Below are 15,885 nucleotides of genomic sequence, written 5' to 3'. Positions count from 1 at the left end.
CTTTTTTATATCTTTTATTACATTGAATTTCATATATTCTATCTCTATAATCGAGGTAATATGCAATTTAAGGAGGGCTATCATGAATAATACGACAAAAGGCATCATTCTTGTTACATTAGGGGCAATATTCTGGGGTGTAGGCGGGACAGTATCACAACAAATGTTCCAGACTTTTAAACTTCCTCTTGATTGGTTTATTACTGTAAGATTAATATTCAGTGGATTATTCTTATTGCTACTTGCTGTTATTAGAAAACAAAATATTTTCAACCTCTTTAAAGATCGCTATACTATGATACATCTCATTATATATTCAATATTCGGAATGCTTGCAGTACAGTATACTTTTCTTGCCTCAATAGAAGCCGGAAATGCTGCTGTCGCTACTTTACTACAGTATTTAGCACCTATTGTCATTTTAATTTATTTGCTTAGCACACGTAAAATTAATTTTAGGTTGATTGATTTTATCGTCATCGCTGTATCTACATTCGGGACTTTTCTACTTCTTACAAGTGGTAATATTAATAACGTTGTCGTCCCACCCAAAGCCATCATCTGGGGATTGCTCAGCGCAGTGGCAGCTGCATTCTACACAATGTATGCTGGACGACTATTTGTTCATAATAAACCATTAGTTATTATTGGATGGGCAATGCTCTTTGCAGGAATATTTATCAGTCTTTTCAATAGACATTGGTATATTAACCCTTTTGCGATGGGAAGTGTGGCCATCGGATATTTAATCTTTGTGATTATCGTAGGAACTGCACTTGCATTCTTCTTATATTTATTAAGCGTGAAATATATCGATCCACAACTTACTGCATTACTTGGATGTATAGAACCACTTACCGCTATTATCGTGAGTATCCTTTGGCTGAAACAGCCATTTAATTTTATTCAGATTATTGGAATGATGATTATACTAGGTGTCGTCCTCTTTATATCCATCATTAATTCTAAAGAAAAAAAAGTACAAAAAAACACATGAAATCAATGCATTAATGCGCATTGATTTCATGTGTTTTTAATAATTGAGTCACAATATTGCGTTCAACAGCATCATCCATCGGTGGATTATGCAGGCCTGCTCTCATCGACCTTAATATTCTTTCTAATATTCTTGTACGTTCCAGGCTCTTTGCCCCTAATACGCGCATTGCTAAATCAATAATTTCAAGTCCATTATTGACAATGATATGTTTTGACAGCTGGAATGTAAGTCCGAGATGTTCTGTCTTACCTTCCAAGTGCATATCGCATGCATGATAAATGAAATGACGAGACTGCATCATCAGCATCTCCATTTTAGCGAGTTTATCCTGAATATGAGGAAGTTCACTGATGGTCGTCTGCAAAGAGTTTGGTTGATACGTTTTACTGAATTGTACTGCTTCATCTAGTGCACGTTGTGCAAGACCAAGATAAACTGCCGGAATATGCATCAACCATGGATTCGCAAGCTTTTCTTTATTAATTTCAACTCTGTTGCGTTCATTGATGTTCACATCATTAAAAATGACATCATGGCTAGCCGTTGCACGCATCCCTAACGTATCCCATGTCTCAACGATTTCAATACCAGCACTATCAGCTGGGACATAATAGAACCCCATAGCAGACGCTTCAGTATCGTAAGCTCCTACAAGCATGTGCGTCAGACGATGACTCATGGATGCAAAGGTCTTAGTGCCATTAATTACATACTTCTCTCCAGCATGTACCGCATTCGTAGAAGGACGACCTCCTCGCGTCGGGCTTCCCATCTCGCTTTCGGATACAACGCGATTCGTGATTGCACCCTTTTTTACGTCTTCAGCAAATTGCAACATCATCTCTTCCGACCAGAGGTTTAACTCAAATACTTCTCCCACAACACCAAGATGCCAACCAATGGATAAGGCTGTTGATTCATCATAATATCCAAGTAAAGACTGAATCACGATAAGTTCTTTAATATTACACCCAGCACCACCATGTTCAACAGGCAAAGTTAGCATGTGATACTCATGTTTAATCAACCAATCGATAAGCTGATTGTTAAGCACTCCTTTTTTATCAGCTTCTGCGGCCGTTCGTTCTAACCACTCTCTGTTTGCTTCGAATAATGCTTTCCATTTTAATTCGATGCTGCTTTCAAGAAATAATTCATTTTCCATTGCTGTCATTCTCCTCTCATTGAAATTGTAACACTTTTATTTACAACTATCATTTTCGATAAGCGTGTATTCATATAATCATATATAATGATATTAACAAATTAACAATTAGGACGAAAAATATGACTTTATCCAGTTTATTAAATGACGAAAACTTTATATCACCCATAATCATCTCGCTCAAAGTCGCAGTGAGTGCAACAATATTAAGTTTCGTATTGGCACTTTTATTACATTATTTATTATCCAGGAAATATTTTAAAGGAAAGACGATTTTAGAAGCTATCATTATGATGCCAATGGTACTTCCTCCAACCGTTGTAGGATTTTTACTGCTCATCTTATTTGGTAAACAAAGCGTAATGGGGAGATTTATAGACCTACTCTTTCACCAGCCAATTATCTTTACAATTTATGCCGCTATTACCGCATCTACTCTTGTCGCTTTACCATTAATGTATCAATCAATAAAAATAGGTATAGAACAGATTCCGGAAAATTTATATCATGTTGCCCAGCTTGATGGCGCTTCAAAGTTTCGCATGTTTACACATATTACTTTACCTTTATCGAGAGCGGCCTTGCTAACTGGAACTTTGTTAGCCTTTGCACGCGCAATCGGAGAGTTCGGTGCAACACTTATATTCGCCGGCAATATACCTGGTGTTACCGAGACGATGCCGACAGCAATATATGTAGCAATTGAAAATAATGATTTGCATCTTGCATACGCCTGGGTTTTCATAATGATTGTGATGTCATTCTTCATGATGATCGCCACACAACGATTAAGAAAATAATAAATCTCTATAAACCTACACTTTATAATACCTTTGCTTGAAAGAAGATAGCATTGTAAGGTAGACTAAAAGTGATCAAATATATTTATTAAAGGAGAAAACATAATGTCTAAATCAACACCACACATTAAACCAGAAAACAATCCAATCGCAGAAACAATTCTCTTACCTGGAGATCCACTTCGCGCTAAGTTTATTGCAGACACATATTTAGAAGACGTTGTTCAATTTAATGAAGTACGTAATATGTTCGGATACACTGGAACTTATAAAGGAAAGCGTATCTCAGTTATGGGTACTGGTATGGGGATTCCGTCTATCGGCATCTATTCTTATGAATTGATTCATACCTTTGGTGTGAAAAATTTAATTCGTGTAGGTTCTTGTGGCGCAATGCAAGAAGATATTAACGTATACGATATTATCATTGCTCAAGGTGCATCAACGGACTCTAACTACGTGGCGCAATACGGACTACCTGGTCACTTCGCACCAATCGCTAACTTCGATTTACTTGCACGTGCGAAACAATTAGCTGATGAAAAAGGTGCTGTCAGTCACGTTGGTAACGTATTATCATCAGATATCTTCTACAATGCGAATGAAGACGCAACTGATAAATGGCGTTCAATGGGCATCTTAGCTGTTGAAATGGAATCTGCAGGATTATACATGAATGCTGCTTATGCTGGTGGAGACGTTCGTGCACTTGGAATCTTCACAGTAAGCGACCACTTACTAACACACGAAGAAACGACACCTGAAGAGCGTCAAACATCATTCACTAATATGATGGAAATCGCATTAGAAATCGTAGAGTAATACAATAGATCAATAAGCCGATACTTCTAAGAAGTATCGGCTTATTAATTAGAGTTTCTGTTTTAGTTCGTATAATTTATAAAACGGGCTAAGGGGTAAAATAAAGTCTCCAATATATTCTTCAATATGTGCATTGAAGCCTTTCTTAAATTTAAGTACACCATAATCTTCAGCATCTTCAGTGAATACACCCGTTACACCATAAAAATTATAAGTTTTTAAATTCAGGCTCTTGGCATACTTAATCATTTCAAACATCATATTATAGGGCCCCATAAATTGATTATACTTAGGATTAGAACCACTTGATAAATAATATAATTCATGTTCATTATGAATATACAATGCACTTGCTAAGTGAAGAATTCTGCCATCTGTCTGCTTTAAAGATTCAATTTCTGCAACTTTCTTCTTCTCTTTATCAACTGCTTTGGAAAGCTGATCAACTTTATTACGTAATTTTCTGAAGCCAGGGTTTTCATCCAACTTCAATTTCTCTTTATTATATTCGTTTTCTTTCTGTTTTAAATCTTTATGCAGAATATCAAGATGCTCATCTAAATCAATGTAACTTAATACAAGCCTACATTGATCTTTGTATATCTTTTGCATCTTAACGAAGTAATCAAAGTCTCTGAACGAGAATCCATGTTTATCTTCAGCCATCTGAAATAATTCAAAGAATTTATCTGTTTCTTCAACCGATAAATCTCTTAAACGAACACCCATCTCATACGTTTTCTTAATATTACGTCTCGTTTTATATTCCATTTCCTTTAATAATTCATCTTCAGATTTACCTTCAAGATTAAGCACTGATAAGAATCTGGCTTGTGAATCATTAGAATACCCAACTGGGAATCCACGATGGTGGTACCCTAAACCTTCCATCTGTCCAATAAAGCCTTCCACATCATTTGACTCCGTAATATTACCGTCGTGATCTCTATAGTTCATAATAATATGTGGATCTATCAATGCAAATAAACCATTATGTGATTTTAAATACTTTCTTAGCTCTGTGTAGAATAAATCAACAAGCACCTTATTTGAATAATCCATCACAGGACCACGATGCGAGTAGAAATAGTTAAAGTACTTAAAAGCGCGTGCACTCGTTAATAGACATGCAGCAAGTACTTCATCTCCCTCTTTAACCCCAACAATATGTACAGGTTCATTATGCTCAACTTTATAATCGTAATGAATTCTTGATTGTGTGTAATGACTGAAATGCTCATTCACAAAGGATTCAAATTCATCTGGTTGTAACTCGCAAAACTTCATCTTGTACTCCCTCTCTATTTAACTGTTTATTATTAATATAACATTCACTACATGAAAACGACAGAGATACCATATACTCTGCTTTGAAATCATTTATTTAATATAACTTTGTAGAAAGTCAGTAAAAACTCGCAATTCTTCAGCATTTAAATTCACCATCTTAATCGGTCCAATATCGAACGTTATAGTCAATGTATCCTCTTCACTTGCAACTCCGTGAATTTCATGCATGCCAACCACTCGTTCATAAACACGCTCTCCCATATCAACATTCATAAATAAACGTTCACTTGTTGCAATGTACGCACCTTGCAATTCACTCATACCATTAGGTGTCGGGAATAATACCGTCCCTTCGATTTCTGGTCCTAATTGTTCCGTTGGAAATAACTCTTCTTCTGATATTTTTCTAAATTGTGCCATAATATCCTCCTAAAATAATTTTTATTTGTTTTAAATATACCCTTTTCTATCCTATTTATGATATCGATTTGTTTTAAATCACTTAAAATCGTTGCCATACCTATTTGTTTTCGTTTTATAAACCTAAACATTTGGGTTATATTACTTTTATACAGAATTATATGGAGGCTATTATGCAGCAATGGATTATGGATGTCATGGAACAGTTCGGTTACTTTGGTGTGTTCTTACTCATCCTACTTGAAAATGTGTTCCCCCCGATTCCATCAGAAGTTATATTAACGTTTGGCGGATTTATGGTTGATCAGTCCCCAAAACTATCATTTGCTGGAATGCTCATCGCTTCTACGCTCGGCGCAGTTGGAGGTGCAGTCATCCTCTATTATTTAGGTCATATCCTAGGCCTCAGAAGAATAGAAAAGATTATCGATAAATATGGTTTCATCTTAAGACTCGACATCGAAGATATTCATAAAGCAAACAAATGGTTCAATAAATATGGTTATACAGCAGTATTCTTATGTCGCTTTGTTCCCCTTATCAGAAGCTTAATCTCTATCCCGGCAGGACTCAGTCAGATGTCCATCGTTCCTTTCATACTCTACACAACAGTCGGAACAATTATCTGGAATGCCGTTCTCATATACTTAGGTATGGCGCTTGGACAGAACTGGGAGAAAGTACTGCAATATTTTGATATGTACTCTAATGTACTTTATATCGTAATGGCAATACTGATAACTGCAGTCGTTATCTATCTGTATAAACGCAAAAAATAATTACCATTTCATTAACATGGTAAATTAAAAAAATATGTGCTATAGTTATATCAAATCAATCGAATATCCTAAGACTTATGTCGAAGGGGAGTAGCTAAGGGGTAACCCGATTATAATGTCGTCATTACGAAGTACACACTTCCGGCATTATAAGAATGTACATTCAGCGAGACCTTTGCCAATACTTTTTGGCATGGGTCTTTTTATATTCAAAATTTAAGGAGTGAACATATGGATCCAAGTATTTTATTAGCATATGCATGGGTAATTGTCGTATTAGTATTATTAGAGGGGTTGCTAGCAGCAGATAATGCCATCGTAATGGCAGTAATGGTAAAGCACCTACCTGAAGAACAAAGAAAGAAAGCTTTATTCTATGGTTTAGTCGGTGCATTTGTGTTTAGATTAATTGCACTATTCTTTATTACAGTACTTGCGAAGTACTGGTGGATACAAGCAGCTGGTGCAGCATACTTGCTATTTATGTCCGCGAAGAGTTTATACACATACTTTAAAAAGAAAGATCACGCAGATGATCCATCCGTACCGAATATTGCTGAAGAAGAAGGTAACGAATCGAAAGGCAGCGGTTTCTGGATGACTGTACTGAAAGTTGAGTTCGCAGACATAGCTTTTGCGATCGACTCAATGCTTGCAGCAATCGCAATTGCTGTTACACTACCTCACGTTGGTCCGGATTTTATGGGACTTAATGCAGGACAATTTGCAGTAATGTTTACGGGAGGAATGTTAGGTGTTATCTTAATGCGATTCGCTGCAACATACTTCATCAAGTTGCTTGAGAAATATCCAGGACTTGAAGCAGCAGCATTCGCTATTGTAGGATGGATCGGTGTGAAACTTGTTGTACTGGTGCTCGCACATGATTCGATACACGTATTACCACATGATTTCCCACATTCATTACCATGGCAGTTAATCTTCTGGGGTGTACTACTTTCAATATTAGCAATCGGCTTTATTACGAGCGCAAGACAGAACAAGAGAAGTCATTCATAATGAAATATGATATTCTATAGGCAACAAATGATATGAGAGAATCGTACTCTATAAAGACTATGATAAAACCCCAACATTTATATGTTGGGGGTTTTATCGTATCATCAAATTCTGATAATAGACTCCTTTTCTAATAGTCTTATCTGATTTTTTACATATTCAATATTTTCCTCTTCTATAATATCAAAATCAGGTTCATCCAGAATTTGAAGAAACTCTTCTAATAATTCTATATCGTTAAAAGATGTAAGCTCTAACGAACGCCAGTAATGATAATAAGCTGCATCATATGCATCAACTTCATAGTTGAAATGAAAATGGTAAATACTTGCGACCATTTCATGATATTCTACTTCATCTTTAAGATGTGCAATATTTGATAAGTATTTCATCAAATAATAATCTTGTACTTCATGTTCCATAAAATACATAAGTACATCATTTAACTTTTTGTCCATAATCATCTCCTGCACTTCTTCAGGTAAACGTTTAAGAGCTATATGGAATGTATTCATAATGTTAACCTCATTTTTACCGACTTCAATATGTGACTGTCAAAATCATCTTCAAATTCGTCCTGTACTAAAAAACCAAATTTTTTATAAAAATTATAGCCAACCTTATTTTCTTTCTCTACTACAACGTCTATAAACTTTATTCCTTCCATCTGTGAAATTCCATGCTTTATAAGCGTGCTACCTATCCTTAAATTTTGGTAGTCCGGGAGTAAGTAAATAGCAGCCAGTTCAGCTATACCATTCTCATCTGGTTTGCTGAAATTTGCAAAGCCTACAACTTGATCTTCGAATTCTGCTACATACATTTTCGTCAACGCTAACCTTTTTTCTAACATAGATGAACTGTAGGCCATCTCTAAAAAATTATCTTGTATATGAAGCGGTATTATTCCTTCATATGTATCATGCCAGCTGAGTTTTGCAATGTGTTGTATCTTTGGAATATCATCTTCAGTCATACTTCTTATTTTAGAATTCATGCTATCCTTCCTTATATCTTTATAATTATTTATAAAAGTTTATTTTATGGTTAATCTATACATATTGAGTTGTTGGAATGACAGGCATGTCTTAATCTTTCTTCTAAGTATTTGATATTATAAATTATTAATATTTATATTTTTGTAAGCAAATAAAAGCCACTAATCAAGCCGCTTCTTTATTTCACTAACGCTAAAGCACATTCCCCGAGAAATGTTTTAGATACTGTAACACCTGTTTTTGTTTCGTTCAGTCGGATATATCCTGCTGATTCATAGTCTTTAAGATAATGAATCAGACTTTCTTCTGTCATCTCTGCATATTCATGTGCCATTAAATTTCTAAGTCTGTCTAGTGTAAGTTCGACGTCTTTATAGATTTCAATCGTATACATTACATATTTGAAGATATGCACTTCTTTATGTGCGATTTCGTTCTCTATATCTAGTGATTCCTGTTCATCGATTTCTCTTAATATTTCTTCAGATGTCATGCGTTCTTCTTGTAATCTACCCATCGTTACTTGTTTTAATTGTGCTTCATCTATATCATCTCGTTCACCGTTACTCATATTTTCACGCAGTTCAGCGTGTTCATCTAGCAATGCTGCTAATTGTTTTTCATTTATTTCATTCATTTTTACATCCCCTTTCTTTTTCTATTTTATCATTTAAATTTAGAAGTTTGAATTATCAGCCATTGAGTGCTATTCTTAATTACATAATCGAATATGGCTAGGGGTGCTCTTAGAGCTGAGAAGACTTTGTCTGACTCTCATAACCTGATTTGGATAATTCCAACGTAGGGAAGCAGTTATCATTTATATAATTATAAATATTTATATATTTTTTATATATTTTGACCACCCGTAGTTTGTTTGCGGGTGGTCTTTTTTTGGAGGTTGCTTATGTTTTATATGATTACACCATTCGTGGAACCGAGTGATGCTGTTATACAGTCGATTGTGGATGTAGAAGCTTTGATTGATGGTGTGATTCTACGTCTAGATGCGTGTGATGATGCGCTGGATGTATTTATTATGCAGTTGAAACGGCACATAGATCCTTCTAAGATTATTGTGCATAATACACCTCATTTGATGATAAAGCATGGTCTGACACGCATCCATTTTAAGGAGCGTGCTGGTGATGCGATAGCATTCAAGCAACAACATCCTGAATTTCGTGTCGGTATGAGTGTGCACAGTGAGGACAGCGTGCGCCTGATTGATGGCGTGCTTGATTACTGTATATTCGGTCACGTCTTCCCTACGCCTTCAAAGCCAGGTCTCACACCTCAAAGTGCGTCTGTAATTGGCACAGTACTTTCATATGATATCCCGATTGTTGCAATCGGTGGTATCGATGAACATACGATACATCAGCTTGATACTCGATTTAGTGGATTCAGTGGTATTCGTTTGTTTCAGCATAAGGCACATCTTGAGCACGTTCGAAAGGAGTGGTTGTTACGAAATTCGATGTCTTAATTATCGGTGGCGGCATTATTGGCCAGAGTATATGCTATCACTTAAAACAAGAAGGTATTTCGATTGCCATTATTGATGATTTTAGTAGATGCAGAGCGACGCATGCTGCTGGCGGTATGCTTGGTGCACAAAATGAATTTTATTCTGATTCCCCTCTCTTCCAGTTTTCTATGGAAGGGCAACATATGATGAAAGATTTTGCTGATGAATTGGCACATTTAGGTTATGTAATCGATTATCAGCAGCATGGTTTATTAAAGATTGCTTCACATGGCGAGCATGAATCTTTACTTCAACAGTATGATTTTCTTAATGCACAGTTTAAGACAACAGAGTTAGTTAAAAATCGTTTGGATGAGTTTGCACATGGTTATATCCGCAATCATGACCTTGCGATGTGGATTCCGACAGATGGACAAGTCAATGCTGTTAAATACCATCAGGCACTCATGACATTAAATGAAGATGTTACGTTTATTCACGATCGCGTAATAGACGTGAAAGCAAATGATGGATTTAATGTGCGTACCAGCTCGCAAACATATGAAGCACAGCAAATCGTCGTTGCAGCAGGTATGTATTCAGGTGACATCCTTAAATCTCTTGGTATCCATCTTGAAATGCACGGTGTAAAAGGTGAAGTGATGACGATACATCACCATACATTAGATATGAAAGAGACATTGTTCCAGACAAATGGGCATTATATCGTACCGAAGTCAGATGATTTATATGTGATAGGTGCAACGACATCGATGAATGGTGACAATACAGTAAGTGAAGAAGGTATCGACTGGCTAAAAGAAATGACGCTGGACCTATTACCAGAACTCATGAATGGTGAAATTGTCGATAGCAGATGCGGCTTTCGTCCCGATAACCCACTGCAGCGACCAGTAATCGATGAGGTCCGTGATAATCTATTTGTCGCAACCGGTCATTATCGTAATGGCATCCTCTTATCGAAGATTACCGGAGCACTGATGCATAAACTTATGTTCGATAAACAGCATCCGCTTGCAATGAAATATAAAGATCATTTTAAACTGGAGGATATACATGAAACTATACTTAAATGATGAATTGTACGAAACACAAGAAACGATGCTTGTTCCATTTTTAGAAACTTTGAATATCGATTTAAAGCGTGCGGTTATCGTAATCGATGATATGCCCGTACAAAAAGACAAGTGGGATGAGACTGAAATTAGACCAGAACAACGATTAGAATTATTAGAATTTGTAGGAGGCGGTTAATATGCTAAAGATTGGACCAATAGAACTTGAATCGAGACTCATCCTTGGTACAGGAAAATTTGAAAATGGTGATATACAGCGTGAAGCGGTAGATGCAAGCGAAACGAATGCATTAACGTTCGCTGTGCGACGCATGAACCTCTATGATAAAGACTTACCGAATCCATTAGAATCTGTTGATTTAGATAAATATATTACATTCCCTAATACAGCCGGCGCTAAGACTGCAGAAGAGGCTGTAAAAATTGCTGAGATCGCCCGAGCTGCAGGGATGTGCGATATGATCAAAGTTGAAATTATTGGGGACGGTAAAACATTATTACCCGATGCGATTGAGACGTATAAAGCGTGTGAAATTCTGCTAGAGAGAGGATTTATTGTCTGTCCTTACATTCAATGTGATGTTGTACTTGCGAAGAAACTTGAAACGCTTGGTGCACATGCAATAATGCCACTCGGCTCACCTATCGGGACAGGTCTAGGTGTTAATGATGCCTTGAACTTAAGCTATATTATTGATGCCATCAGTGTACCTGTTATTGTAGACGCAGGTATCGGTTCACCAAGCGATGCTGCATATGCGATGGAGCTTGGTGCAGATGCCGTGCTATTAAATACAGCAGTGAGTCACGCGAAAGACCCTGTGAAGATGGCTGAAGCGATGAAACTCGCAGTTCATGCCGGTTTCCTTGGCGCTGCTGCCGGGAGAATCCCTAAGAAATATACAGCACAAGCATCGAGCCCTACGGAAGGCCTGGAATTTCTATGAGTCGCTATGACAGACAAATAAAAGCATCACAGTTTGGTGAACAAGGTCAGGACAATCTTTCAAAATCTAAATTTCTTATCATTGGTGCAGGTGCGCTCGGAAGTACAGTCAGTGAAATGCTTGCACGAAGCGGAGCCGCAGAAATCATTATATGTGATATGGATATTGTAAGTTTGTCTAATCTTCATAGACAAAGTTTATATGATGAAACAGATGTTCACCAATATGAATTAAAGGTGGATGCTGTAAAACGTCATCTTTCCCGTATTAATAGTGAAGTAACAGTCACCGCTATCCCCGAAGAGATTACAGGTGATAACTTGAAGCAACTGCTTGAAAAGTTTCAACCAAAGATTGTGATTGATGGTACAGATAATTTTAATACACGTTATGTCATCAATGATATTTGTCACCAACTTAGAATACCTTGGATCTACGGTGCTTGTCTCGGGTCTAAGGGAACAGTCTATGCCATAGATTATTCAGTTGCATGTCTACGTTGCCTACTACCCGACCCACCGGATACAGGTCAGAACTGTTCATTAGAGGGAATACTCCCTCAAACAGCACATCTTACTGCTAGCTTACAAGTTTCAGAAGTAATGAAATATGTTGTAAAGGGTCGCTTCTCTAATCACTTCATTACATTCGACAGTTTTAATATGAAATTTAAATCAACAGAGGCAACATTTTTCCGCAATAACAACTGTAAAACATGTGGAACGCATGATTATCCAGCTACTACGAGCAATACTCACTATATGACTAAGATGTGTTACGGTAAATACTCTATCAAGTTGCCTAGTAATATCTTCCATAAAGAAATACCAAACACTGTAAAATCAACACCTTTATTTAAAATAATTAAAGTAGATCATGTAACTGTACATTTGTTGAAAGATGGACGTATTATCATTTATGATGTATATAGTAAAGCAGAAGCAAAGTCAATCATTTCTAGCCTTTTCACTATATCAGTATAATTTAATGGGTAAAATTATACTCCTCCTCCTTAAGTAGATTCAATGTTTTTTAAATTTATAATAAGAATGGTCACATAATTACAAATCAATTGTATTTTACAGTGTCATTTGTTATATTAGTATATGCTATTTCAAAATTTGACAATGCCAAATGAATGATTTTTTTTACTATACTAATATAAAGAAGGAGATTAGATGAAAAACGCCTTTCAACTCTTTTTACATGATTTAAAAAACATTAAACGTACACCTTCGTTTATCATACTATTACTTGGATTATCAATCTTACCGTCGTTTTATGCGTGGTTTAATTTGAAGTCTTCTTGGGATCCATACTCCAATACAGAATATTTAAAGGTTGCTGTCATTAACCACGATACTGGCGCAGAGGTCCAAGGCAAGAAAGTAAATGTCGGTAATCAACTCGTCACCAACTTAAAAGAAAATAAAAAGTTCGGATGGGTATTTACAGAAGATTTAAAAGAAGCGAATAAACAGCTAGAATATGGGAATTACTATGCTATCATTCATATTCCAAAGCATTTCTCAGATGACGTTACGAGTATACTTCGCAAAAAGCCAAAACGTGCACATATCGATTATAAAGTGAATCAAAAAATTAATGCCATTGCACCTAAAATGACTAACGCAGGGGCAACAGCCATCACACAATCACTGAACGAAAAATTTGTAGATAGTGCAACAAAAGCGCTACTCGATGAAAGTAATCGTGTTGGAATTAAGATAGAAGATAAATTACCACTTTACCATAAAATTGAAAACTCAGTATATGAAGCAGAAAAAGCAATTCCTGAGATGCAAAAATTTAAAAAAACAGTCAATAAAATTGATAGCCATCAAGGTGATATTACAAAATACGCTGATGAGTTCTATCAACTCAGTGAGTTTGAAGGCAAAATCAATGATGGTGCGGGAAAATTAATTAAAGCAAATGAGCATGCCGCAGATATTAACGCTGCTGGGCAAATGATCATCAATATTAATAACAATATGCCCCAAATTGAAAATGCGCTACAAAAAGCAAATACTATTGAGCAAAAGTTCCCACAAATCAATGATGCTGTCGCTAAAGGCATTCAGGCTACGAGCACAGCTCAAAGTGCAATCACTGGTGCACAAGGTGCAATGCCCGGAGTACATGAAAAAATTAGTAATGCTCAAAACGTAACACAAGGTGTACAAGGTGCAGCAGGTGAAGCCGAACGATTACTAGAAAATAGTACCGAATCTAAGACTAAAAATAGCACAGAGACATCTCTACCTTCAGGTGAAGAACCTTCTTCTGAACAAGCATCTTCAGAAAATGCAACAATAGAACAACCCTCAAGCGAAAAAAATGTTAAAGAGGAAGCAAAACAGACAGAAGCTTTAAAAAAACCAGATCTATTACCTGCTAAACAAGCATTAAATGATGGGTTGCTTGCCATCAGTGAGTTAACGAAAGAAGAAGCTGCAGCGACGCAAGATACTATCAATCAGCTTGATGAACTGAGCAAACAAAGCCCAGGAAGTTCTGAGGTTCTTGCCAAAAATATTGAAGTGTATAAACATAATTTAGAACAATCTATCGCTTACTATAATGAAGTGATCAAACTGATGAATCAGGCTGAAAAGCTTGGACTTGGGGATACATCAAAGATTAATGCACAGTTAAATCAATCTATCGATGCTTTGACAAAACTTAATGCATCACTAGACACAACTTTAAATGGTGCACGAGGTAATGGTAAAGTAAGTTTTGACAATAGTGCTATCCAAAACGCTTTAAAAGCACTCTCGTCACTTGAAGCATTTGCAAGTGCTGATATGAAGCAAATTCTTACAGATGGATTAGCCTCTATTGACAGCAACCTGGATACGATAGCTGGGAAGCTATCAAACGCTAGCCAATTTGCGAATGATGTAGATCGAATACTGGCTGATGCTGTTCAAATAACAAGTAATGCACACGAGACACTGTTAACGATTAATGCTGAACTTCCGGCATTAGAACAAAAATTCAGCCGTATTAACCAGACAGCTCAGGCTAACTTCCCTACCTTTAAATCTAAAGTCGGAGAAGCATCAAATTTTGTAGAAAGCGAGCTCCCGTCTGTACTAGGAGATCTAAATCGTCTAAGTAACTTTGCTGCAAAAGATTTGCCAAGTGTAATGGCTAAGTACAATGAAGCTTCAAAGTTATTACAGAACAACTTACCAGGTGCACAAGATAAGATTCATGAACTTGCGGTATTCTCGAATGAAGAACTACCAGGTATCGAAAAAGAAATTAAACAAGCTGCTGATAAGTTTAGAGAGCTTGATAAAAATGATACGTTCAACAAATTAATCAAATTATTACGCAATGACCTTGAAGATCAATCTGATTACTTTGCTGAACCGATACAACTAGATGAAACACAAGTATTCCCTATTCCAAACTATGGGTCTGCAAGTGCTCCATTCTATACAGCACTCGCTTTATGGGTAGGTGCGCTCTTAAGTGGTAACTTATTGACGACTGAACTTAAAGATAAATCTCTCATCGGTAAATTCTCACTTAGAGAATTATATTTAGGGCGTATGATCTTATTCTTATTACTGAGCGTTGCTCAATCTACAATTGTAGTCTTAGGTAATTTCTTTATTCTGGATGCTTATGCTAAGCATCCGGTATACAATGTTCTATTCGCAATACTTGTGGGACTTGCATTTACAATAATGGTCTATACTCTTGTGAGTTTATTAGGAAATATCGGTAAAGCTATCGCAATCGTTATTATGGTATTGCAAATTGCAGGAGGCGGGGGTACATTTCCGATTCAAGTCACACCTAAATTCTTCCAGACAATCCATCCATTCTTACCATTCACCTATGCTGTAGATTTGCTACGTGAAGCGGTCGGAGGAATTGTTCCTGAAATTGCATTCACTAAACTCGGTATGCTCTATTTAATTGCTGGCTTAACGTTTGCATTTGGCTTAGCACTCAAACCTAGATTTGAACCGATTAAAAAAGGGTTTTATGCAAGAAGTAAAGCAAGTAATCTTGTTGAATAAATTATATTAAAGCTCGGACAGTGAACTGCTGTT

General features: G+C 36.5%; 17 protein-coding genes and 1 riboswitch. Of the genes, 11 read left to right on the top strand and 6 right to left on the bottom strand.

Annotated elements, in window-relative coordinates; translation table 11 throughout:
• Positions 1-82 precede the first annotated feature (82 nt).
• The gene (locus QA539_RS00770; RefSeq protein ID WP_283722090.1) at positions 83-997 is read left to right on the top strand and encodes an EamA family transporter; all 915 of its coding nucleotides are present in this window, start codon (positions 83-85) and stop codon (positions 995-997) included.
• Between the two features lie 10 nt (positions 998-1,007).
• Here QA539_RS00770 and QA539_RS00765 read toward each other — a convergent pair whose 3' ends face one another.
• Complete coding sequence (locus QA539_RS00765) at positions 1,008-2,165, bottom strand: acyl-CoA dehydrogenase family protein (RefSeq protein ID WP_283722089.1); 1,158 nt, start codon at positions 2,163-2,165, stop codon at positions 1,008-1,010.
• A gap of 122 nt (positions 2,166-2,287) precedes the next feature.
• On the opposite strand from QA539_RS00765, the gene modB reads away from it, so the two are divergent.
• Together modB and deoD are read left to right on the top strand one after the other, a co-directional pair.
• The gene (gene modB, locus QA539_RS00760; RefSeq protein ID WP_283722088.1) at positions 2,288-2,965 is read left to right on the top strand and encodes a molybdate ABC transporter permease subunit; all 678 of its coding nucleotides are present in this window, start codon (positions 2,288-2,290) and stop codon (positions 2,963-2,965) included.
• A gap of 105 nt (positions 2,966-3,070) precedes the next feature.
• Positions 3,071-3,787: a purine-nucleoside phosphorylase gene (deoD, locus tag QA539_RS00755; protein ID WP_120786226.1), complete on the top strand. Its 717-nt coding sequence runs from the start codon at positions 3,071-3,073 to the stop codon at positions 3,785-3,787.
• Positions 3,788-3,835: 48 nt separating this feature from the next.
• On the opposite strand, the gene QA539_RS00750 is transcribed toward deoD, so the two are convergent.
• Together QA539_RS00750 and QA539_RS00745 are read right to left on the bottom strand one after the other, a co-directional pair.
• Complete coding sequence (locus QA539_RS00750) at positions 3,836-5,074, bottom strand: aminoacyltransferase (RefSeq protein WP_120786227.1); 1,239 nt, start codon at positions 5,072-5,074, stop codon at positions 3,836-3,838.
• Between the two features lie 93 nt (positions 5,075-5,167).
• Positions 5,168-5,497, bottom strand: coding sequence for a hypothetical protein (locus QA539_RS00745; protein ID WP_219493582.1), 330 nt, complete (start codon positions 5,495-5,497; stop codon positions 5,168-5,170).
• Positions 5,498-5,670: 173 nt separating this feature from the next.
• On the opposite strand from QA539_RS00745, the gene QA539_RS00740 reads away from it, so the two are divergent.
• On the top strand, positions 5,671-6,276 hold the full coding sequence (locus tag QA539_RS00740; protein ID WP_419895260.1) for a DedA family protein: 606 nt from the start codon (positions 5,671-5,673) through the stop codon (positions 6,274-6,276).
• A gap of 231 nt (positions 6,277-6,507) precedes the next feature.
• On the top strand, positions 6,508-7,296 hold the full coding sequence (locus QA539_RS00735; protein WP_283722086.1) for a TerC family protein: 789 nt from the start codon (positions 6,508-6,510) through the stop codon (positions 7,294-7,296).
• Between the two features lie 104 nt (positions 7,297-7,400).
• On the opposite strand, the gene QA539_RS00730 is transcribed toward QA539_RS00735, so the two are convergent.
• The 3 genes from QA539_RS00730 to QA539_RS00720 all read right to left on the bottom strand — a co-directional run bounded on the left by QA539_RS00730 (position 7,401) and on the right by QA539_RS00720 (position 8,931).
• The gene (locus QA539_RS00730) at positions 7,401-7,811 is read right to left on the bottom strand and encodes a hypothetical protein (RefSeq protein WP_219493579.1); all 411 of its coding nucleotides are present in this window, start codon (positions 7,809-7,811) and stop codon (positions 7,401-7,403) included.
• Positions 7,808-8,293: a GNAT family N-acetyltransferase gene (locus tag QA539_RS00725; protein WP_219493578.1), complete on the bottom strand. Its 486-nt coding sequence runs from the start codon at positions 8,291-8,293 to the stop codon at positions 7,808-7,810. The genes QA539_RS00730 and QA539_RS00725 overlap by 4 nt, the downstream gene beginning before the upstream one ends.
• A 179-nt stretch (positions 8,294-8,472) precedes the next feature.
• Positions 8,473-8,931: a hypothetical protein gene (locus QA539_RS00720; RefSeq protein WP_419895259.1), complete on the bottom strand. Its 459-nt coding sequence runs from the start codon at positions 8,929-8,931 to the stop codon at positions 8,473-8,475.
• Positions 8,932-9,020: 89 nt separating this feature from the next.
• Positions 9,021-9,119, top strand: a riboswitch (TPP riboswitch).
• 82 nt (positions 9,120-9,201) lie between these two features.
• On the opposite strand from QA539_RS00720, the gene QA539_RS00715 reads away from it, so the two are divergent.
• The 6 genes from QA539_RS00715 (at position 9,202) to QA539_RS00690 (ending at position 15,852) form a co-directional block, all read left to right on the top strand.
• On the top strand, positions 9,202-9,783 hold the full coding sequence (locus QA539_RS00715; RefSeq protein ID WP_283722083.1) for a thiamine phosphate synthase: 582 nt from the start codon (positions 9,202-9,204) through the stop codon (positions 9,781-9,783).
• Positions 9,756-10,862, top strand: a complete 1,107-nt coding sequence (locus QA539_RS00710; protein WP_419895258.1) for an NAD(P)/FAD-dependent oxidoreductase — start codon at positions 9,756-9,758, stop codon at positions 10,860-10,862. The genes QA539_RS00715 and QA539_RS00710 overlap by 28 nt, the downstream gene beginning before the upstream one ends.
• The gene (gene thiS / locus QA539_RS00705; RefSeq protein ID WP_099483314.1) at positions 10,843-11,040 is read left to right on the top strand and encodes a sulfur carrier protein ThiS; all 198 of its coding nucleotides are present in this window, start codon (positions 10,843-10,845) and stop codon (positions 11,038-11,040) included. Before QA539_RS00710 ends, thiS begins: the two co-directional genes overlap by 20 nt.
• Position 11,041: 1 nt before the next feature.
• Positions 11,042-11,809: a thiazole synthase gene (locus tag QA539_RS00700; RefSeq protein WP_219493570.1), complete on the top strand. Its 768-nt coding sequence runs from the start codon at positions 11,042-11,044 to the stop codon at positions 11,807-11,809.
• The gene (locus tag QA539_RS00695; RefSeq protein WP_419895257.1) at positions 11,806-12,792 is read left to right on the top strand and encodes a HesA/MoeB/ThiF family protein; all 987 of its coding nucleotides are present in this window, start codon (positions 11,806-11,808) and stop codon (positions 12,790-12,792) included. Before QA539_RS00700 ends, QA539_RS00695 begins: the two co-directional genes overlap by 4 nt.
• 195 nt (positions 12,793-12,987) lie before the next feature.
• Positions 12,988-15,852 (top strand): YhgE/Pip domain-containing protein, encoded by a 2,865-nt coding sequence (locus QA539_RS00690; protein ID WP_419895256.1) that lies wholly within the window; start codon positions 12,988-12,990, stop codon positions 15,850-15,852.
• Positions 15,853-15,885: the final 33 nt, after the last annotated feature.

This window comes from Macrococcus psychrotolerans, from assembly GCF_038095555.1.
GTDB classification, from domain to species: domain Bacteria; phylum Bacillota; class Bacilli; order Staphylococcales; family Staphylococcaceae; genus Macrococcoides; species Macrococcoides psychrotolerans.
This window is presented reverse-complemented; position numbering and strand designations above follow the sequence as displayed.